This window comes from Paenibacillus massiliensis subsp. panacisoli DSM 21345 (assembly GCF_000426545.1).
In the GTDB taxonomy this organism is placed as follows: Bacteria; Bacillota; Bacilli; order Paenibacillales; family Paenibacillaceae; genus Paenibacillus; species Paenibacillus panacisoli.
In genome coordinates, this window is sequence record NZ_AUFO01000017.1 from 73619 (window position 1) to 94846 (window position 21228).

At 46.8% G+C, this 21228-nt stretch carries 13 protein-coding genes; 8 read left to right on the top strand and 5 right to left on the bottom strand.

What is annotated here, in order from left to right; genetic code table 11:
• The first annotated feature begins 14 nt into the window (after window positions 1–14).
• Window positions 15–584, top strand: coding sequence for an SF0329 family protein (locus K331_RS0114600; protein WP_028590879.1), 570 nt, complete (start codon window positions 15–17; stop codon window positions 582–584).
• 990 nt (window positions 585–1574) lie between these two features.
• Window positions 1575–2123 carry a hypothetical protein gene (locus K331_RS0114610; protein WP_028590881.1) on the top strand — a complete coding sequence of 183 codons (549 nt, stop codon included), beginning with the start codon at window positions 1575–1577 and terminating at the stop codon, window positions 2121–2123.
• A gap of 615 nt (window positions 2124–2738) precedes the next feature.
• Here K331_RS0114610 and K331_RS0114615 read toward each other — a convergent pair.
• The gene (locus K331_RS0114615; RefSeq protein WP_028590882.1) at window positions 2739–3725 is read right to left on the bottom strand and encodes an AraC family transcriptional regulator; all 987 of its coding nucleotides are present in this window, start codon (window positions 3723–3725) and stop codon (window positions 2739–2741) included.
• A 1093-nt stretch (window positions 3726–4818) separates the two neighbouring features.
• On the opposite strand from K331_RS0114615, the gene K331_RS0114620 reads away from it, so the two are divergent.
• Window positions 4819–6192: a tetratricopeptide repeat protein gene (locus K331_RS0114620; protein WP_028590883.1), complete on the top strand. Its 1374-nt coding sequence runs from the start codon at window positions 4819–4821 to the stop codon at window positions 6190–6192.
• A 290-nt stretch (window positions 6193–6482) separates the two neighbouring features.
• On the opposite strand, the gene K331_RS0114625 is transcribed toward K331_RS0114620, so the two are convergent.
• Window positions 6483–8102 carry a glycoside hydrolase family 43 protein gene (locus tag K331_RS0114625; protein ID WP_028590884.1) on the bottom strand — a complete coding sequence of 540 codons (1620 nt, stop codon included), beginning with the start codon at window positions 8100–8102 and terminating at the stop codon, window positions 6483–6485.
• 217 nt (window positions 8103–8319) lie between these two features.
• Here K331_RS0114625 and K331_RS29630 point away from each other — a divergent pair, with 217 nt between their 5' ends.
• The 3 genes from K331_RS29630 to K331_RS0114640 all read left to right on the top strand — a co-directional run bounded on the left by K331_RS29630 (window position 8320) and on the right by K331_RS0114640 (window position 13692).
• Window positions 8320–9738 carry a PTS transporter subunit EIIC gene (locus K331_RS29630; RefSeq protein WP_051289847.1) on the top strand — a complete coding sequence of 473 codons (1419 nt, stop codon included), beginning with the start codon at window positions 8320–8322 and terminating at the stop codon, window positions 9736–9738.
• A 112-nt stretch (window positions 9739–9850) separates the two neighbouring features.
• Window positions 9851–12076, top strand: a complete 2226-nt coding sequence (gene bglX / locus K331_RS0114635) for a beta-glucosidase BglX (protein WP_028590885.1) — start codon at window positions 9851–9853, stop codon at window positions 12074–12076.
• 509 nt (window positions 12077–12585) lie between these two features.
• Entirely contained in the window at window positions 12586–13692 is a 1107-nt protein-coding gene (locus K331_RS0114640) for an SDR family oxidoreductase (protein WP_028590886.1), read from the top strand.
• Window positions 13693–13955: 263 nt separating this feature from the next.
• Here the strand turns inward: K331_RS0114640 and K331_RS0114645 are convergent, their stop codons facing one another.
• On the bottom strand, window positions 13956–14288 hold the full coding sequence (locus K331_RS0114645) for a hypothetical protein (RefSeq protein WP_226383602.1): 333 nt from the start codon (window positions 14286–14288) through the stop codon (window positions 13956–13958).
• 104 nt (window positions 14289–14392) lie between these two features.
• On the opposite strand from K331_RS0114645, the gene K331_RS0114650 reads away from it, so the two are divergent.
• Window positions 14393–14668 (top strand): YciI family protein, encoded by a 276-nt coding sequence (locus K331_RS0114650; RefSeq protein WP_028590888.1) that lies wholly within the window; start codon window positions 14393–14395, stop codon window positions 14666–14668.
• A gap of 107 nt (window positions 14669–14775) precedes the next feature.
• Window positions 14776–15846: a GNAT family N-acetyltransferase gene (locus K331_RS0114655; RefSeq protein WP_028590889.1), complete on the top strand. Its 1071-nt coding sequence runs from the start codon at window positions 14776–14778 to the stop codon at window positions 15844–15846.
• Between the two features lie 88 nt (window positions 15847–15934).
• Here the strand turns inward: K331_RS0114655 and K331_RS31020 are convergent, their stop codons facing one another.
• Together K331_RS31020 and K331_RS0114665 are read right to left on the bottom strand one after the other, a co-directional pair.
• On the bottom strand, window positions 15935–18118 hold the full coding sequence (locus K331_RS31020) for a BglG family transcription antiterminator (RefSeq protein ID WP_028590890.1): 2184 nt from the start codon (window positions 18116–18118) through the stop codon (window positions 15935–15937).
• A gap of 165 nt (window positions 18119–18283) precedes the next feature.
• Entirely contained in the window at window positions 18284–21130 is a 2847-nt protein-coding gene (locus tag K331_RS0114665) for a glycoside hydrolase family 38 N-terminal domain-containing protein (protein ID WP_051289848.1), read from the bottom strand.
• Between the last annotated feature and the right edge of the window lie 98 nt (window positions 21131–21228).

Below are 21228 nucleotides of genomic sequence, written 5' to 3' on the forward strand. Positions count from 1 at the left end.
ACATAGGAGGATATATGTCCTGGAGTAAATTAAAGCAACAACTGGAGAGCTTCCTCAGTCCCGGGTTAGATGGAAGGGTGGAATACGGAGCGACCAGCTACCGTTATGTACCTGATAAATCTGGAACTTGTTATATCACGGTAGATAAGAAGAACATACTCAACATCAGTGATACAATTAGCCCAATCAAATGGTATCAGACAGAGATGGAAATCAAGAATGATCCAAATATCCAAATCCCTATCAGCGATGAAGAGATTGAAGTGATCAGAAAGGATTCAAAAGGAAATATTCCGGAGGATCGTCTGGAGGTCATTGCAAGGGGACGGAAAATATCAGAGCTTGCGAAGGAGCTATTGGCAGCTCAAGCTGCATTAAGCAAGTCTAATTTTACAGTTGTAGCTAATAAGTTCTTAACTACCTCTATCGAGGACAGCCTTGAGAGTAAGGATATCTTATTGAACATTCTAGCTCTCATAGACAGACGAGTCGGGAAAAAGCGGATACTGAACATGAGCGAAAAGATAAAGCTGAGGCATCCGATTGTGCAGTATTTCTATGAGTTGCGGCGCAGAACGTTATAACTAAGGATATCTCTTAACGTTATAACTATGGATATCTTCTAACGTTTTACGGATTTTTCGTAATGCGGTGTTAATAGGTGTTATTCTTGGGTAGATTTCGTAGGTAGATAATCAACTAAAGCCTCAAGACTCTACATTACAAGCAATTCTTCCAACTTCTACTTGTCACTATTTGTCCGATGCACACGCCAAAAACCTCTTTGATGCGTGCATCGGACATGTTTTATTGCCGTTGTTATCGTAACACATGGGATGGTGATCTCTAAAAATGAACCTATCCACCCGTTGTTATTTTCTCTTAGCAGGAATCCACTTGAACCCACAATTCATACACCCGTTTACAAGATTCCCCCTTCCGACGAATCCCATTAAGATACTTACGGGTAGGCAGAGGGAAAATGACAGCACCGCTAATACGCTTAACATTTGTAGAAACGCAGCTGCCCCATTCGTATTACTGTACAGGAGCATGGTACCACTGGCCACAACACAAAGTATTCCTACCAGGATCATAATTCCCAGCGTTTTGAACAGGTTGCCGAAGCTGTAGCCTCTTTTGTTCGCCACGACTTGCTGTGACTTGCATTTGCGGCAGATAACGACTTTAGTTGTGGTGCTCGTGTGGCTTCCAGATCCTTTTGCCGGGCTGGCCGCTGCCCTGTTTATTTGGGGGCTATTTGCCTTCGGCTGGCCGCTAACTGCAGTGTTAGCATTAGTGGATGATGTCCTGCGAGGCTGATTTGCAGATGGTCTCGTATTACGTTGCACTTCTTTTGACTCCCTCCTGAGCAAATGTATAGGTATATAGTACTATTCGGGAATTGCTTCCAAAACCCTCCTATTGACCCTTCGATTTTGTTCTATTATTTAATAGAGTCATTTTTAGAATCCATCTATATGATGTATGGTTATTATAGGATAAGTCTGCTCCGCGTAAAACGATCTCATCACGCTGTGCGCATTTAGCGAAGAGAAAGGAAGGATAGAGGCATGCAAGAAGCATCTGAACAGCTCATTGAATTACTCGGCCAGCCTTACCATCCGAAGCAAGTACAAGCTTTGCTGCAATCCTTCGGGGTCAAGCGGATGCCGTCACCTAACAGCTATTTCAACGACGATATTATCTGGTCTGTGAAAGCTTCGCTACGTATCGATCTGTATCGCGCACCCAAAATTAATGATCTGACTGGTCTCCAATATACAGCGGAAGATGGTTGGATCATTGGTTCTTTGCATTTCCTTGCGCCGGGGGCAGATGACCGAATTAAAGCTCCGTTTGCTGGCAAGCTACCGGAAGGAATAACGATGAGCTCAACACCGGATGAGGCCATACAGGCGTATGGTCCACCTGCATTGGATGAGGAATGCTGGAGGCCTGGATATACTGGCCGGATCTTGGCATGGCGCCAGCCGAGCACAAATATTGTCATGGATTATGAGGATGATGAAGGGGATCGAGGGCTGAGAAGCTACACGGCCTGTCTGATTGGCTGCATAGGCGCCTGGAGAAACGATAATCCTGAGGTCTATGCTCCGTGAGTGCAAGTAGGAAATTCGCTTTTCGTAATATCTAGATATCCACCTTCAACTCCTTATGAAGTGGGCCGATACATTTCTACATTCACGATCGAGATGCTCTTTAGAAAGGATTCTTTATAAAGGATGCTGCTCTTCACAAAAGATCCTCTAGATATTATTGATGAAGCGTCATTGTTAAAGTGTACTATTCCTAGATTCCCATCATGAAGCACAAAAAGAACGCAAGCGGATCGCGTTCTTTTTTGAGTTTTTTCAATTCTTCTATAGTCCGCTCTTCCATAGGCCGCTCTAATCCACATAGATTTGAACCAGTAAAATTGAGCAAAGGGAGTAAGCAACGAAGGGGTGGTGGGAGGTTTAGAACTGAAGGAGTGACAGCGACTGCCCTTGTCTCTGGATTTCTCGCTATAAACCGTTTACGTGAAAGATATCTAGAGACCACAGCGGTCAGAGGTTCAAACGTTCACCCGCAGTTGCACGGACCCGAACTCTTAGCCTCCTCAGTTCAATCTACATCAATTAGTTCCTCGAACAACATCTCAGAGTTTAATCTACATCATTTAGGTCCCCAAACACTATCTCAGATGAACTGAGCTCCCCTACACACTTACACTCTCACACACTCCTGTACTCCTTCGGCGAGCACCCGCAGATCGAATTGAACTTTTTATAAAAGAAGCTCACGTTCTCATAGCCCACGTAATTCGCAATCTCCGTGACACTCATCGTACTGTTGATCAGCAGCGTTTTGGCGAAATGGATCTTTTGCTGATGGAGCAGGGTGATGAAGGACATGCCTGTATATTTTTTTAGCTGGGAGGACAGGTAATTGGCATTAATATTGAAATGGGCTGCGGTGGAATTCAATGTACAGGTTCGATAGTGCTCTTCTATATACTTTAGAATTGGGACGATGGGATTTTTTTTGAGTCGGTTGCCCTCTTCGGTAGAATCGTTCTCGTAGATATCAATTAGCTCCATCATGATTAAGGAGAAGAGCGAGTCCAGCATTTCAGCAGAGCGTGTGGAAGGCTCGAACCATTCACAAAAAAATTCATTCATGAAGATCGGCAGCCTTCGGCTGTTCTCGGATCGAAAGAGAATGAAGCTGTCATGGGCATTGCCCTCAGTGATGGAATTAATGAAGAAGCTGGATAGTGGACTGTCGGATGCCAGTCGGTTGAAGAAATTGCTGTTGAAATACTCTTTCCTAATCACAATATTAATCAGAATATCTGACTCTCCCAAGGGTTCAATCGTATGCACGGTATCCGAATCGACAAGCAGAATCTGCCCTTTCTCCAGCGAGTACGTGTTCTGATTGATAATTTGCGTGCAAGAGCCATCGTACATATAGTTAATCTCGATCCAGTCGTGGATGTGTAAAGGATAGGAGCGGAAGCGAGAATGCTTTTTCACAACCATATTGGGTGAGCCCTCAAAGATACTTGAATGATGCTCCATATGCAGCTTGGCCACTCGTTTACTCCCTATAAATGTATACAGAAATTCAAGCGGACGAGGAGCGGCGATGCCCTGCCGATATAATAGTTCGTTCTCTGTCAGCGTACGCAGTGATTGATCCAAATGCTCGGGAGTCATACCGAATCCCTTCCTTCATGGTAGTTAATGTTTCTAAAGTATAACATGAATCCCGATCCGTTGATGGTACATGGTTACCAAGGAGTAGCAGCAACGATGATAGCTTGTTCAGCTATCTTATGAGAAGCTTCTTCAGGTGTCTTATGATGAGGCTTGCTTAGGTATGTTATAAGAAGCTTATTAGTGTCCTCACCATGTGGAAAAAGCTGACACCACTCGAATGAGCATAACGGCATCAGCTATATCTAATCTGTACATGTATCTAGATATGATTTACGCCCACCTTGCCCTTTGTTCAATGGTAGGGACTGAAATAAATATGGATATCCTTAGAGAGTTAGCTAAGAGAAAGCAGAACTTTAAACAGAAAGCAATCAAGCCCCTCAAAGTATTGAGGAGCTTGAAATCGTTAGTTAGAGGTTGTGCCAAAATAAAATATAACCGTTATTATAAATAAGATGACAATAGCACCTGATAGGATGAATACTAATTTCTTCATCTCTCAGCCTCCATTGCGGATTTATTCAAATCCTTATTGAGAAGGGACTTGAAGACTATTAATCGTTAATAAGTTTAAAAAGTAAAGGATTATAACAATAGCTATAAGGACTCCGATTATGATAAACAAATTCTTCTTTTTCATAGGCTAGTTCAGAATCCAATCGTCAAGTTGCCCATATACATTGCCATTAGCATACTAGTAAATCTCTTCACAAACCAATCCCCCATTTTGTGTGTATTATACAAATATGCACCTTGGTAATATTTGATATATTTATGCTATCACGTATCAAAATTTATCACAACAGATGACAATCTGAGGACAGCGGTATGAGGGAAAACCTCACTTACGGTTTGATGAGGAGGAGCTGGTGTGAGTCCCGGCCCTTTACTCTAGAGTTGTTAAGTAGGGCACTTTTGATACGTAATATTGGTTCGGTTAAATGTTGAAGAAAATTCCAATGATATTATATTCATTTGTTCCAAAAGTTGGTATAATACTGACGGTAAATATATTATCATACTACAATTTATCATTCTCATAGTTCACTCTATTTTGAAATATAGTTATCACTGGAAGGGTGGTTTACCAATGCAAATCACACTTACGATACAGTCAGAGATACAGAACTATTTGGAACAACATAAATTAAACATGAGTCAATTTGCAACAAAGGCTGGTCTTAATGCAGGGACTGTTAGCGGCATAGTAATGAGTAATCGTGCTATTTCTGTGCATCAACTAGACTGTGTTACCAAAGCTATGGAGAAGCCAGAGGATTATTTCTATAGCCGATATGTGCAGGAGTATATGCTAGAGGCATCAATGGATTGGAGAAGAGTGAAATCATTTTTACAACGGTGTGCTGAACTGGGGAGACTCGATTGTATAGCTCAAGTTATATCCGTATTGATGGACAACGTTACATACTATGCTCCATTGGCATTTGAATTGGCAGAGGACTTTTTTGAGCAAGAGCGTTTGGAAGCAGCGGAATTGCTATATGAGAATCTTGCCATTAGTGAGAAGCACCAGCATTCTGAACGATTGGCAATCTGTCAGTACAGGCTGTTCAAAATCCGGATAGGCGACGATCAACATAAGAATTATGATACAGCGGTTCAATTCGAACCCTTTATTGAGCGTCTGGATGAATTAGAGCAATTGGAAGCGTTGAAAGATCTATTAAATGCATACCGATCATTACGAAAATGGGATAAAGTCAAACGATATGCAGATACGCTTGAAATTAAGGCAGAGATCCAACACAAGTTGATTCAGAATCAGAGCATGAACTATGATAATTCAAAGAGAGTAGTTTCCCCACCTTTTGCTTACTGGGCGTTCTCTCATCTATTAAGAGCTGAGGTCTACGAAGCACGTAAAGATTATGATAAGGCACTTCAACATACATATGCGTACTCCGACCTAACTTGGGTTCAAGGAGATGATGAGAGCACTCTGGATTGGAAAAGGAGATATCAGGAATGGGCTGAAGCGAACTCCTATGTAAATAGGCTACATGCAGGTGAGGTTGAAGTGTTAGAGGATTACGTAAGATTCTTCTCTTCAAATAAATCTGAAATACTTGCTGGATTGGATAATGTCATTGAAGCTGCTAATCGACATCAATTAGATATTGATCAGGTTCTAGAACAATTTAAGATGGATATAACAACAATGCTGGATGATCCTGAATATGCAGGTGCGTTTAATCAACAAATATTCTTGGAGAAATACATTCATTTCACTGGAGAACTGGCAGTTTACTATTTTAACAAAAGTGATATCTTAAATGGATTTACATTCTTACTCGGTTGTTTGGAGAAATCCTCATTAATCAACAATAATTCGTATATAATCAAATGTGTGAAGCTGTATGAGTCTTATCAGGAATATGCATCACCTGATACGAAAATAGCTTACAGAAAATTGATTAATGGGGTGAACGAAAATGAAAGGTAAATTTACTCTTCTCACTTGTATTGCATGTTTGGTGCTAATAACAATTGTACTTCCACCTCTACCACATCAAAACGGTGATCCGATTTATCAGCCGAATGGACAGCATGGAGGTATGTGATTACCTCACAAATGCTTGCTTGATTAGAAGATTCAATGTAAAAGGACTCCAAACCAACTATGATGTCGGTGGGAGTCTTTTGTACTTTATATTAGAATCTAAATTTACTATCGTTTACCAATTCACGGAACACTGGGATACATGACACCTGTTCAGTATCGCCATGCAGCCCTCAATCGACAACCTGATACTTGAACCAATCAAAGTAGGCAGGATGCTGGGAGGCTTGTCCATTGCCTGTGGCATAGAGTCCGAAATAGACACCTGTGAACCCGCCAGCTACTTCGGTAGCCAGCAAGCTGCATTCCGCATCTCCAAGTACCACCAATGGCTCTTCTTGCGATACTCGATATCCAAAGCTGTAACTCTTCTGGTCGGCGTGAATCTCCAGCATAATAGCTGTGCCAGCATATTCCTGCTCGGCTGCTACCATCCAGATGGAGCCGACTCTTTTGCGTAATATGACAGAACGCCTTCCGCGAATAGTAGTGAGTGCAAGCTCGTAATGGTGGCGTTCATTCATAAAGACCGTAAGGCCTGCCTCTTCATTCAACCCCGGCTCAAATTCTAGCAAGGTCGAGATATTACAATTAAAATGCTGCTGGCGGCGAGCGACGAAGGCAGGAGAGTCTACATCATTTAACGTAACAGCAGACCCGTTCAAGGTAAGCCATCCCGGGCGTGAATCCAGCGACCAATCCGAAGGATTAGGGTTACGCAGGAAATTCCAGTAATCTTTTAGCTGCGACGCAGTAAAATGATCTAGCAGATCCTGCTCCAACAGGTGTTCTTGATCTGCCAACTGAACTAGATCTGACAAGTGAGCTTGCTTCGACAACTGATCCTGATGGGACAAATGATCTTGCTTCGGCAGTTGATGCTGATAAAAATCAGGGCCTTTCATCTCAGCTAAGAGCTGAGCATTTGCCCCGATCACAGGCCAGCCCTCCTCTGACCACGTCACAGGAGCCAGGCAGGCCTCTCTCCCCAAATGATGCTTCCGGGATACCGGACGAATCCCGAGCATTACCGCCCACCAGCTTCCGTCATGAGCCTGCACCAAATCTGCATGTCCTGTGGCCTGAATAGGCTGTCCGGTACTGCGATTACTCATAATAGGGTTATTAGGAGCCCCCTCGAAGGGTCCAAAAGGATGATCACTACGTGCAATCGTCACCATATGCCCATATTCGGTACCGCCTTCCGCGATCATCAGATAATAGAGGCCGTTGACCCGATACATATGCGGGCCTTCCGGAGATTTGCCACCTGTCCCGCTCCAGATCAATTGTCGGGGAGATAATAGCTTGCCGGATTCCAGATCCAGCTCTGCCTGATAGATGCCCGATTCTTCACCTGAAAAATCATTGGTACCCGTGATATACACTCGTCCATCCTCGTCAAAAAACAACGAAGGATCAATCCCTGGCCAATCCAGCGCGACAGGCTCAGACCACGGACCCGATGGATCACTCGCACGTACGTAAAAATTATGCGTTCCACCGTTAGCGATACCACTCACCAGCGTCGTAATCATATAAAAAGAACCAGCATGATAGCGGAGGGTGGGTGCAAAAATCCCCATCGAGCTATGTAGCCCGGATAGCTGGACTTGAGTAGAGCGTGTCAGGCAATGCCCGACCTGTCGCCAGTTGACCAGATCTCGACTGTGGAAAATGGGAACCCCCGGGAAGTAATGAAATGAACTATTCACCAGATAGTAATCTTCTCCTACTCTGCAAATACTGGGATCAGGATAAAAGCCTGGAATAACGGGATTCATGAAGGTCATAGTTGCGCTCCTTATCTTGTAATTCAACAACCTATATAAAATAAATAACTTACATCTCTACTAATGAATAACCACTAGAATAGCCTAAAATGCCGAAATAAAAAACAGTGAAATGGTCAATGAATTCATGCGATTTGGTTATTATGGCAGGGTGGAAGAATCGGTACAATTCAACTATTATCAGCTTTTGATTTCGTGAAGCAGGGGGAACAACAACATGGCAAAGCAACAAAATGTAAGGGATTACAGTGATCTTGCCAAGACCATTATTGAAAAAGTAGGCGGAGAGGAAAATGTACAGTCCCTGAATCACTGTATGACCCGACTTCGTTTTGTGCTAAAGGATGAAGGAGCTGCAGACACAGAGAAGCTGAAGCAGACCGAGGGTGTGCTGGATGTACTACAGGCCAGTGGACAGTATCAGGTCATTATTGGCACGCATGTGGAGCATGTATTCAATGCTGTCGAGCAAGTACAGGGACAGTCGCCTAAGAAGCAGAATACAGGGAAAGCGAACAGTGAGAGCAGTCAGAAAACCGAGCAAGGTGAGAAAAGCGAGAAAAAAGGGCTGTCTCTGGTCATGGACACGATCTCCAGCATTTTCTTGCCGATCATGGCAGGGATGATGGGAGCGGGTATCCTGAAAGGGATGCTGGTCATGTTCACGACACTGGGCTGGATGTCGACGGAGAGCGGCACGTATGCAGTATTGTATGCAGGCGCAGATGCCTTCTTCTACTTCCTGCCCTTAGTACTGGCTGTTACAGCAGCCAGAAGATTCGGTGCCAATCAGTTCATTGCTATGGCCATTGCAGGAGCGTTCCTTTATCCCAATCTGGTCTCCTTATTCAATGCGGGGACGGCTATTTCGTTCGTGGGCATCCCGGTCAAATTGATTAATTATGGCTCTTCGGTCATCCCTGTCATTGTGGCCGTGTACGCTCTAGCCAAGCTGGAGCAATTCCTGAACAAGATCATGCCTCAGCTCATTAAGGGGATCTTCGTGCCCGTCTTGTGTATCGCGATTATGGTACCTGCTTCCTTGATGGTCATTGGGCCTTTAACAAGCATGCTGGGTAATGGTGTAGCGGCAGGGTATACGGCTTTGTATGAATTGATGCCAGCTGTGGCAGGCTTGATTCTGGCAATCATATGGCCAGTGTTGGTTATTTTCGGAGCACATTGGGGTCTGATTCCTATCGTGATGAACAACTTTGCCGTATACGGCTACGACACGCTGCTGCCAGCTACGATCGGTACGAACTTTGCTATGGGCGGAGCTGCATTGGCTGTATGCCTAAGAACGAAAAATACAACCCTGAAGCAGCTGGCAGGCTCATCCTCCTTCTCAGCGATCATAGGTGGCGTAACCGAGCCTGCGATCTATGGTGTTAACCTGAAATACAGAAAGCCTTTCTATATCGCATGTATCAGCACGGGAATTGGAGGTATTATTGTAGGCTTGGCAGGAGCGCAGTATCCGGCCTTGATCACGACCTGCTTATTGACTCTTCCAGCGATTGCTGTCATGAAGGGCGGAATTAGCATGGTGCTCGCTGCTACGATCGGATTCGTGTGTGCTTTTGTGGGAACGTACTTCTTCGGCTTCAATGATCGGATGCTGGACAAAAACTAACTTGAATAGGTATTGACTGGATAAGTATTGATCCAATAAATACTGATGTGAATAGGTATTGACCCGGACAAGTCTTGTCCTGAACAAGTCTTAACAATGCGAGGAATAAAATATGAACGATACACAACTATTAGAGCTATTGAATTCGCTCTCTGTGGAAGAGAAGATAGGGCAGCTGATCCAACTATCGGGGGAATTTTTCAACACGGGAGCCATGGCAGTCGGACCTATGCAGAAGCTGGGGATTAGCGAGGAAATGGTGCAGCTTACCGGCTCTGTTCTCAATGTGCTAGGCGCTGACAGGGTCATCCAGATTCAGCAGGAATATTTGGAGAAGAGTCGCCACAAAATCCCGCTATTATTCATGGCGGATATTGTCTATGGTTATAAGACAGTGTTCCCGATTCCTTTGGCCTTGGGCGGTAGCTGGGACCCTGATCTGGTGAAGCGCTGTAACCAAATTACAGCCAAGGAGGCCTGTGCGGCAGGGGCGCATGTTACCTTTGCCCCGATGGTCGATGTCGTGCGTGATGCGAGATGGGGCCGCTGCATGGAGTCCACTGGTGAGGATACTTATCTGAATAGTGTGTTTGCCAAAGCGATGGTCGAGGGCTTTCAGGGAGATTTTACACCAGGGGAAAGTCTGGCTTCCTGTGTAAAGCATTACGCTGCCTACGGAGCTCCAGAGGGCGGGCGTGATTACAATACGGTAGACATGTCGGAGCGAAGGCTCCGCGAGGAGTATCTTCCGCCGTATCGCGCCGCCGTAGAGGCAGGCTGTGAGCTGGTCATGACCTCCTTCAATACCGTCGATGAGATTCCGGCCACGGCTAATTCATGGTTGATGGATGAGGTGCTCCGTCAGGAGTGGGGCTTCGATGGCGTACTCATTACGGATTATGCCGCGATAGCAGAGCTGGTTGCTCATGGTGTAGCGGAGGATGATAAGGACGCTGCCAGACTTGCGATGAATGCCAGTGTCGATATTGATATGAAGACCTCCTGCTATGCGAATCAGCTCAGACCGCTATTGGAGGAAGGGAAGATCAGTTTTCAGAAGCTGGACGAAGCCGTGCTTAGAGTGCTGAAGCTGAAGAATAGACTCGGTCTGTTCGAGGACCCGCTCCGCGGTGCTAACGTCGTTAGGGAGCAGGAGCTGAATAACAGCACGGAGAGCAAAGGCTTATCCAGACAGGCGGCGATTCAGTCCTTGGTACTGCTGCAAAATGCTAACGAGACCTTGCCGCTATCGAAGGGGAGCAAGATTGCCCTGATCGGGCCGTATGCGGATAATCAGGATCTGAACGGATTGTGGGCTGTCTACGGGGATAAAAGTCAGGTGGTCACGTTAAAGACCGCATTCGAGGAACTACTCTCCCCTGAGCATTTTCAGTGCACACAAGGCTGCGAATTGATAGATAGCCACAGCTATGAAGGGCTGGGGGACTTTGGGTTCTTCACCAAGGAACAGACGTCTCTGAACAGCGATGAGGACAAGGAAAGAGAACTGAATCAAGCGATTGAGCTTGCGAAATGGGCCGATGTCGTTATTTTTGCGATGGGAGAGCACACGCTACAAAGCGGAGAGGCAGGCAGCCGGACGGATCTGTCCCTGCCATCCATTCAGACGACATTGATGGAGCAGATCCTTCCTTGGGCGAAAAAATCCGTTCTTCTCCTATTCAATGGTAGACCGCTCGTGTTAACGGATATTCAAGGTAAGGTGGATGCCATTCTGGAATGCTGGTTCCCAGGTACAGAGGGCGGGCACGCCATCGTGGACTTGTTGATGGGTCATGCTAATCCTTCGGGTCGACTGACGATGAGCTTCCCTTATACGGTGGGACAGGTGCCGATCTATTATAACGGCTTTAGCACGGGGCGCCCGCCGAAGACCTCCACACATAGTGTGCGGTTCACTTCGCGTTACCTGGATGCTCCGAATGAGCCATTGTATCCATTTGGCTATGGCCTATCCTATCATACAGCCGAATATTCCAAGCTAGAGATTAGCAATTCGGTGCTGCGGTCAGGAGAAGCCATCGAGGCGACGATAGAGGTGCATAACCCTAGTGCCGTGGGTGGAGATGAAGTTGTACAGCTCTACATTCGGGACAAGGTAGGGAGTGTCGTACGGCCTGTAAAGGAGCTGCGCGGGTTTCAGAAGGTCCATTTGCAAGCAGGCGAGAGTAGAACAGTAACCTTCACCATTACAGAGGAGTTGCTGAAATTTCATACCAGGGAAATGAGATTCGAAGCAGAGGAAGGGGAATTTGAGCTCTACATCGGAAAGAGTTCTGAGGAGTATCTAACAGCTTCGTTTCGCTTGGAAAAGTAGACCCTGTTACAGCAGAGAAATGTTATCGAGTGAATCAAAAAAAAGACTAAAACAAAGTAGCAGAGCAAGCAGAGTGGAAGGGTAAGCATAAGGAAAGTAATATAGAAGGGATGCGAGCGGATCGCGTCCCTTTTGTTGTTATTCATCTGCAAAGAATCAGCCTTGTAGCAATATTTGCCAGTCAAACTTAGTGTAGCTGATCCAATCTCATTTTTTTGGTGCAAAGTTGAGTAAGTTAAAATTCTACTGATTTCAATGGGAACAGAAAAAGTCCCTAATCCCCAAGAAGTGGGAATTAAGGACTATCTACTTTAATTATAAAGGTGAGGAGGATTTAGACCTCCATCTCCTTCTTGAGGGGAAGGTATTTTCATTAAACTATCACCATACACAGAAAGGATTGAGACCTTTATTCTCCCGCGTGAAAGGCGGGCGCTTTAATTAAGCTACTGTATAAGAAAATTGTACCATATGATATTATATGTGTAAATAATATTTAAGGTGATAATATGGAAAAAAAGGAAAAAGTAAATGGTAATGGAAGAAAGCATAGATGCTATGTTTGTAAGGAATCAAATATTGTAGCTCATGAACACTATGTGAAGCTATGCGAACCATGTGGCGCATACAATGAAAAGAAACGTCTTGCTAAGCACGACTTACAATCTTACATCGCATTGGTTACAGGTGGACGAACAAAAATAGGATATTATACAGCATTACGCCTATTACGAGATGGTTCACGAGTCATTTTAACAACCCGATTTCCATATGATGCACTACAGCGATATATTAAAGAGCCAGATTTTGAAAATTGGAGAGATCGCATCCATATCTACGAATTAGATTTTCGCCAAATTGAAAGGGTAGAAATGTTTGCCCACTTCATAAATAAAGAGTTCCCCCACATCGACATCATTATAAATAATGCTGCTCAGACGGTAAGAATGCCGCAAGTGGAATATCAAGAATTAAAATTAAAAGAAGTAGAACTCCAAAAAAAATTAATGGATAACCAACATTTACTCGCTAACAGCAGGACCATTTTATACTTTGATAAATCTACGAATGAAACAAATGATATTCAAAATTTACAGTTTTTTAATCAAGAAATGGGAGTCACTAGTCACAACAATTCACTTCACAATTCTTGGACAGCTCAAGCGGATCAAATTTCCATCGTTGAAATGCTCGAAGTTCAGCTAATCAACGTAACCGCTCCGTTTTTGCTCAATACAAAGTTGAAGGATGCAATGATGAGGAGCCCTAATCAAAATAGATTTATTGTAAATGTATCTGCGGCAGAAGGCCGATTTCAGATGAAAAGAAAAGGTGGTTATCATGTTCACACCAACATGGCAAAAGCCTCGCTTAATATGATGACCCTGACTCTCTCTAAAGAGTATAAAAAATATCGAATATTCGTAACTAGCGTAGATCCTGGCTGGGTATCGAATCAGTTTCCAGAACAGGTAAAGGCAAGTCGAGAAATTAATCTACCATTAGATTTTAATGATGCTGCTGCTAGAATCTGCGATCCAATCTATGAAGGAAAAGACGCAGATAGACCGTACACAGGTGTATTTTTGAAGGATTATAAACAAGTGGATTGGTAAAAGATCCTTGAGTGCAAGGAGAGGGTTCTCTCTCCGTAAAAGTCCAGCTATTTGTCATCCATAAGTATTAAGTGGTTGGTGAACTGTACTTATCATTCGCTATTTACCCGTAATAAACACAAAAAAGAACGTGAGCGAATCGCGTTCTTTTTTGTGTTCATTACGCTAAGAGCCAGCCCCTCATAGCAGAACTAGCTTCCACAGCAAGGCCAGTCCCCTTAGCAGAATTCGATCCCTTAGGAGGATTAGGCCCTATTTTAAAATCAGGCTCTACCGATCCAATCTAGTTCCTCTACCGCATAATGGCGGCCTGCATACTCAACTGCCTCGTCCAGCGAATCCAGTAGATAGTCGTTGATAACCTCCCACTCCGCATCGCACAGGAACAGGTAATAGCGCTCATCGGATGCGTAGGTAGCAATAGCGAGGGCTGTGATATGTACTTGATGGGTAGAGCCGTCGTCTTCCTCAAAGATGACAGAGCTTAACCTGCGGTTACCGACATTTGTGGTGTACTGCAGAACCTTCGCACCGTCCAGTTGTAAGGGGCAATCCATTAGCTTGGTCACGTCCTTTATTGCTTGTGTACTTTCCATTCACTATAGAGCACTCATGTGACATTCTAGCTATAAATATAGTACATAAGCGAGTATTTTATCTATTAGGGGGATATGAATGTATCTTTAGAGGAGGTTGGGTTATGACATATATATATTTGATGCACAATGTAAAGCCATTGAATGAAGGACTTATTAAGAGCCATGTGGCATATTTAAAAGAGTTAAATAGAGAAGGTAAGCTTGTACTTTGTGGGCCTTTTACAGATTACCCTGGAGGAATGGTCATGTTTTCAGCTGAAAATATAACGGAAGCCATGAGTATTGTAGAATCAGATCCCTTCATCGCTTCAGGATGCAAGACATTTGAAATGAGAACATTAGAGCTGGCTAACGAGGGGAACAATTACCTGTTGTAGCTAATGCAGTAACCTCTTCAAAGCTATCGCTATATTTTACGACATGATCTGGTTCTTTAAGAGGGCTTTTTGGATGAAGATAAAGGACAAGGAGTAGGGGATGAATTATGAAAATAGAGCAGCTACAGCATGAGGACAGAGCGGAGTTCATCGCCTATTGTGTACGGCATCGGAGTGAGGTGGATGATTCCTTTCTGTATGAGCAGGATTTAGACAAATTCGTGCCTGATGAAGATAATCCTACTTTGGTGATGAAGGAGGAGGGAGCCATTATAGCCGTAGCTTCTCTCATTCTGGATGACTATCATAGGCGTGGGAGACAGGGGCGGTTTCGTATTTTTCACTCGGAGAAGCCAGACACAGAGGTGTATGCCCTGCTGCTGAAGGGCATGATGGAGCACATAGCACAATTGGGGCACGAGAAATATATATCCCAAGCAGATCGTGTAGAACAAGCAGAGCATGTAGAGTACGCAGAACACATTGAGCATGTACAAAAAGCAGAACACGCAGAACGTGTTGAGCAAGTAGAACATGTAGAACATGTGAAGCGCATAGAGCATATGGAAGGACTCGAAAAAGTCTTTCTGTTCGTGCCGCTCGTCAATGAGGCGCTTGCTGCTCATGTAGAAGAGCTTCATTTTTCGGTGGAAAGGTATGTCTTCCTCTTAGTTAACGATATGAAGGAGATCCAGCCTCTTACCCTGCCAGAGGGTTACTCGATTCGGACCTTTCAGCCGGGTCGGGATGAGGAAGCCTGGTGTCATATCCGTAACACGGCCTTTGCGCAGCTCACGGGCAGCACGACGCCGATGACGCTTCAGATGCTGCAGAACCAGATGTCACAGCCGGCTTATCTGGAAGGCGGAATGTTGCTGCTACTGCATGAGGATACGCCCGTCGGAATTATACGGGGAGCGGATGATGAGTATGAAGGAGAGGCTGCGATGAATATCGGGCCACTGGCGATCTTACCTGCTTATCAGGGGAAAGGGCTAGGAAGGCAGCTGCTGAGAGCTTCATTGGCATGTGCCAATAGCCTCGACTATAAGAAGACTGTGCTGTGCGTGAATGGGGAAAATGAACGAGCCAAGGCATTGTATGTGCAGGAAGGCTTTGTTCAGGTGGAGGGCGTAACGGCCTATGAGTATTACCTGAATAGAAGTAATGGACAATAGATAATAGGGAAAAAGGGTGCACCAATACTGCGCTGTGATCTGGCAGGTGCACCATCCATATATATAAATAGAAAAGCCCGAAGCTGCATTAATACAGCTCCGGGCTTTTGGATGCGAGGGCTTCACCAGCTACCTCCAGAAAAGCGCCGAAGGTGTCGCATTCCTGAAGCCGATCCAGTAAAGGCTGTTGCCGGATGAGCTCGACACATAGATCGTAGATGCCCATGGCCTGCTCGTAGTCCTCCTTGCAGATTGAGAGCAGGAATACAGCGTGGACGTGATTGTCCTCATCCCAGGGCAGTGGCTCCTCCAGCAGGCAGATATACACCGCTGTACGAGTGGAGCTCAGCTCCAGTGGATGGGGAATAGCCATCCCCATACCGAGTGCGGTGGAGGCCATGGCTTCACGCTCCAGCACCGCTGGCATGAATCCTTCGGTGACGACACCTTGCTCCAGTAAGCGTGCACTCATTGCCCGCAGGAGAGTATCCTTATCGGTGGCCCGTGGCAGACGCATGAACCATTCAGGCCGGAAATACCGGAAGCAGGAGCTCTCTTGCTGCTGGTCACTCGTGCGGACCAGTTGGGTAATGGTCGCCATATCCCGATCAGTCGGAATCGGAGCAACGACGGCAGCAGGCTTGTTCTTCTGGCCCGGTAACCGGATGGTGGAGATCACCATATCCTCCTTCACGGAGAGCATATCCTCGTATTCCCGCAGGGAGACGACGCGCGTCACATCCAGCTCGGCGAACAGGGAGCGCAGCCTGGATTCCAGTATGCGTGCCGTGCCATAGCCCGAGCCACAGACGAGCAGGACGGTTTTGCGCCGGCGATGCGGAATATGATATTTGCGTTCCAGCGCTGCACCGAAGTGCAAGGCCAGGTAGCCAATTTCGTTATCGTTAATGTCGTATGGATAATAGCTCTGTAGCTGCTTTACCGCACCAATCGTAACCTCGTAGGCTAGTGGGTAATGCTTGCGGATATGGTGCAGCATCGGGTTGCGCATATTCATGCCATGCTCCAGCCGAATCATCATAGGCTTCAGATGAGCATACAGATCGCGGGATAGCCGTTCATCATTACGCAGGTCGTATGCATAGCGCTCATGGATATAGTCGAGCATGCTTCCTACAGCGACCAGCAGTCGGTCCGATTGCAGCTCCTGCCACAGCTCTTCGTCCTCGGTCATGCGTTTGCTGGCAATATGCAGCCTTACATAATTCCTCTCACCTACGGGACATTCCAATTGATACGCTTGCTCAATATTGCGGATAATGCTATCCGCAAGTAAAGCATCAGGGCCATGGGGACCGTGATTATCAGACGGATCAAGTGGATTGAGATCACCCAGGTCAGCTAGATTATCGTGGGCATCTGGATCATCAAGATCGTCAGAAGTATCAGGAGCATCAAGATGATCTAGGGCAGGCTGTCTCTGATCCTGCTGACGTCCCGGAGCTGCCTCCACAGTATTGTCGTCTGAGTATTCTCCAGAGCCAGAGGGCCGCACCTTGGAACCTGATGTGACGGATTCAAAATGCTGTAGCCCATGGCCAGATTGAATACGCAAAATCATGACAGCCAGATGGGTGATTAGATCCTTGAGAGCCAAGTCAGCCATCCGTACGTTGTGCTCGCGCAATTGCTGAACCACCATCCTGCGCAGCTCCGGGATCTGTACAGGATGCAAGAGATGCTCCTGATCCATGGAGCTGCTCAGTGTATGCTCCTCGTCGCGGACGTCTGCATATTCTGCGAGGCAATAACGAATGCTCTTCTCCTCACCAACGATGCTTACTCCGTGTGATGGCTTGATGGACAGTTGGATCCCGTACTCCTCCATGATCTGGCGTAAAATCTTCACATCATTGTTCAGCGTTGCCCGGCTAATGTACAGTGAGTCGGCGAGGTCCTCCATACGGATGTCCTGATGTGCATTCAGCAGGGCAAATAGCTCGTAGCGGATGCGTTCCTCCGGCGTATCCGGCAGTGGAGGGGCATCGTTCTTCACGGGCGATGTCATGGACAGCTCGCGATAACGTTGTTCGTCATTGATGACAATGCTATAGCCATGCTGGCGACGTGACTCCATGCGAGCCCCATGAGCTTGAAGGAGGTGATCCAGCTTCTTCAGATCATCTCGCACCGTCCGCTCGGTAACCTCCAGACGCTCCGCCAATGCACGTGTAGTCCAGCCTTGCTCCTGTCCACCATGGGCCTCCAGCAACCGAAACAATTTCTTTAATCTCGGGTATGGAAATGTCATACCACATCAGACCTCCTTTCCGACTCACCTTATAGAACCGTTCATTGATACCAAATCTTATCTGTGTTCTATTTGTATTCTATTTGTGTTGTATTTGGATTCTATCTATTTTCTATCTGTTTTCTACCCATCTTATATATGTCTTCTAAATGTGCTAATCCTCTTCTACAAGGAGGACTTACGTTCGGCAAGTACCGTCAGCAGCTTGGCGTGGGCCAGCTCGGGCAGCTGTACATAGCTCTCTGCTGCACTGTCAGCAGGCATATCCTCAGGCTTCAGCGGAGCAGCATCTGGACGAGGTTGCTCATCGAGCATGACCTGCTTCAGCTCTACAGGAATGGTGAAGGCCACAGTCGCTGCTGCCTGCCCATTCAGGTACGGGTTGAACACACGCAGGATATAGCCATCGGCGTGCTCAGCTTTCTTGAAGGCGCTCACTACAGCATCAGAATCTGGTGCGAACGACATCAGGCTATAGCTCGGCTCCAATATTCTGTCCTCGTCACGGAAGGCGAAGATCAGTCGTCCATTCAGAAAATCACACAGCTGATAGCTGCTCATCGGTGTCAGATACTCCCGAGCGGCCTTCGCAATATTTGCCTCATCAAAGCTGGATTCATGCAGATGCAGAGCAAAGGTGCAGGACAGCTTTCCTAGCAGCTGCGCGTCAGGCGTAGCCACGATTTTCTCACCAGAAGCTCTACCCGGGCGATAGACGAGGTTCTCCTTGCCCATGAAGCCGAAGGTACGGAACAGGGTCAGGGCAATGGTGGTATAGCCATCTCCCACAATCTCGTACTCGCGCACGCCCTCCGTCATGACCATCATGCCGCGTGTACCGTCATTTAATCCGGCATAGCTCTGCATGGCCTCAATGGTAATCGGCTTCTCCTGCCATTGCTCGGCCTCCCAGATCGCTGTTTCTGGTAGAGAAGTAGGCCGGGTAATGACACCGAAGGGCTGGTCCGCGATGGACAGACTGGAGGCGATGCCTGTGTCAAATAGCACCCGCAGACGGTGACTTAGCACCTGATTGTCGGCTTCTACCACGTAGCGAATCAATCGCTCTCCCCGGCGCAGGGTGACACGCACATGGAGCGGCAGCTTGCTGCTGCACAGGCCGATAGCCCGTTCCTCCAGATTGCTGGGCACGTCCATAGCCAGACGTAGGGACAGCTCCTGCGATACAGGTGTATACTCCGTTACCGTCTGAACATCACAGCCGAGGGAGGAGACCACCAGGTCAGACTCTGGCGGAGAATAGTTGTAGGAATCGCCATCGTCGCCGTTATCCTCGAATACCATCTGATCACGGTATGTGCGCCCGGAATCTTTGTCCGTAATCGTCAGTGCGCCGTTCGTCTGCACTTCAATGACATAATGCTCATTCTCGATAATGGTGCCATTGGAGCGAACAGGCAGGCTATCCGTGCTGGAGGGAGCTATGCTCTGTCCACGTGAGGCATCCGTGCCTTCAAGTGCCTGCTGTTGGTTCTCGACAGATGGTGAGTGGGATGAATCAACAGGACGTATATCCTCTGCTCCCGCAAAATCAAATACGATCTGTGTGTAGCCCATAGGAGGAATCTCACTCAGGTTCACCAGCAGCTTCGCGCGGAATACACGTTCAGGCAAATACACCTTGCGACTCGGGTTCAGATCGATATGCTGTCCGAGCACATAGTCTGTCTGTTCTACTTTTTCGATAATAGCATATTCCAGCTTGCGACCATGCAGATCGCGAATGACGAATGGCTTATCAGGCAGATAGGCATCAAGCTCCGTAACTCCGGTGCGGACGTAAGGCAGTGTATTGAAAATGGTAAAGGCAAAGGTCTCCTCCTGCTTGATCTGGGAGGCAATCATACGCATGTGCAGGTCGAGCAGGTTGACGCCAATATCGTGTGCCTGCTTGTAGCGGAAGGCCACATCCTGATTCGTCGTATCACTGTTGCAGCCCCCGATGCTGTCATGCGCGGCATTCTCGAACATCAGCTTCCAGATATCCTCGATAATCCGGTGCGGGTAGTCATGTCCGAGCGAGTGACTGATGGCCAGTATCGGCTCAAGTGTATTCACAATGAAGTTCTCGATCTGGTTGTTCATTTGCTTCAGATCAGCCCGGGTGGAGAAGATGGATTTGTGAATACGCATATGCTTCGCTTCCATCAGCTCGCCCTTGAGCACAGGCAGATCGTGGCTCGCTTGCTGGATCTCCTGCATGAAGCGCTCCGGCTCGTTCATCACATATTCGCGTGTCGTGTCCAATTCGTTGAAGCGACGGATCAGCTCTGGCAGATTTTTGCGTACAGGGGCCTGATCAAATCCGTTGGGGAAATAGACATGGCGCGTCGAGGCCTTCGCCTCCAGGGCGCTAATCTGCTTGTGCAAGTAGGCGGGTAGATCCGCTTCATCCTCGGGAATATTTCCGCCGTAGTAGTAGCCGAAAGGCATCTGGACAGCGAATACCGTACTGCCGTCAGAGCCCTCCCAGGTGAACTCGGTCTTCGGATTCGTGTTGTCTGCGACACCACGCCAGAACAGGAAGTGCTCAATGCCGAATTCGCGATAGATCTGTGGCATCTGGGCCGATTGTCCGAAGGCATCCGGTACATAGCCGAGCTTCATGGCATGGCCGAATTTGCGTGCCGTCTCCATCCCATAGTACAGATTACGCACGATCGACTCTCCAGAAATGACAAGCTGGTCCGTCTGGGTGTACCATGGTCCGGTCATCAGACGCTTACTCTCCACGAGCTGCCGAATCCGACCCTCATCCTCTGGACACCAGCGCAGATAATCATCGAGCAACGATCCTTGCGCATCCAACAGATAGAAGTGGAAGCCATCAGCTTGCTCTAGCGTCTCCAGTACCTCCTTCACATGCTTCACGAGATACACCTTGGAGCGAGAGGTGGTGAAATACCACTCCCGGTCCCAATGCGTGTGCGGAATGACATGTACCTTGGTCTTGCTAGTGTTGTCTACATTGTTATTTACGGTATGGTTCATCTCTGTTAGCTCCCTCCAAAAACGCATTTCTACACAGTCAGCATCTATTCGAATCCTCAAGTCTACAGACAGTTCAATCTACAACAATACAATTCTGC

Coding starts and splice junctions, on each gene's coding strand:
- K331_RS0114650 (WP_028590888.1), top strand. CDS start 14,393: ATGACATATATATATTTGATGCACAATGTAAAGCCATTGAATGAAGGA.
- K331_RS0114600 (WP_028590879.1), top strand. CDS start 15: ATGTCCTGGAGTAAATTAAAGCAACAACTGGAGAGCTTCCTCAGTCCC.
- K331_RS0114620 (WP_028590883.1), top strand. CDS start 4,819: ATGCAAATCACACTTACGATACAGTCAGAGATACAGAACTATTTGGAA.
- K331_RS0114625 (WP_028590884.1), bottom strand. CDS start 8,102: ATGACCTTCATGAATCCCGTTATTCCAGGCTTTTATCCTGATCCCAGT.
- K331_RS0114645 (WP_226383602.1), bottom strand. CDS start 14,288: ATGGAAAGTACACAAGCAATAAAGGACGTGACCAAGCTAATGGATTGC.
- K331_RS29630 (WP_051289847.1), top strand. CDS start 8,320: ATGGCAAAGCAACAAAATGTAAGGGATTACAGTGATCTTGCCAAGACC.
- K331_RS0114665 (WP_051289848.1), bottom strand. CDS start 21,130: ATGAACCATACCGTAAATAACAATGTAGACAACACTAGCAAGACCAAG.
- K331_RS0114655 (WP_028590889.1), top strand. CDS start 14,776: ATGAAAATAGAGCAGCTACAGCATGAGGACAGAGCGGAGTTCATCGCC.
- bglX (WP_028590885.1), top strand. CDS start 9,851: ATGAACGATACACAACTATTAGAGCTATTGAATTCGCTCTCTGTGGAA.
- K331_RS0114610 (WP_028590881.1), top strand. CDS start 1,575: ATGCAAGAAGCATCTGAACAGCTCATTGAATTACTCGGCCAGCCTTAC.
- K331_RS0114615 (WP_028590882.1), bottom strand. CDS start 3,725: ATGACTCCCGAGCATTTGGATCAATCACTGCGTACGCTGACAGAGAAC.
- K331_RS31020 (WP_028590890.1), bottom strand. CDS start 18,118: ATGACATTTCCATACCCGAGATTAAAGAAATTGTTTCGGTTGCTGGAG.
- K331_RS0114640 (WP_028590886.1), top strand. CDS start 12,586: ATGGAAAAAAAGGAAAAAGTAAATGGTAATGGAAGAAAGCATAGATGC.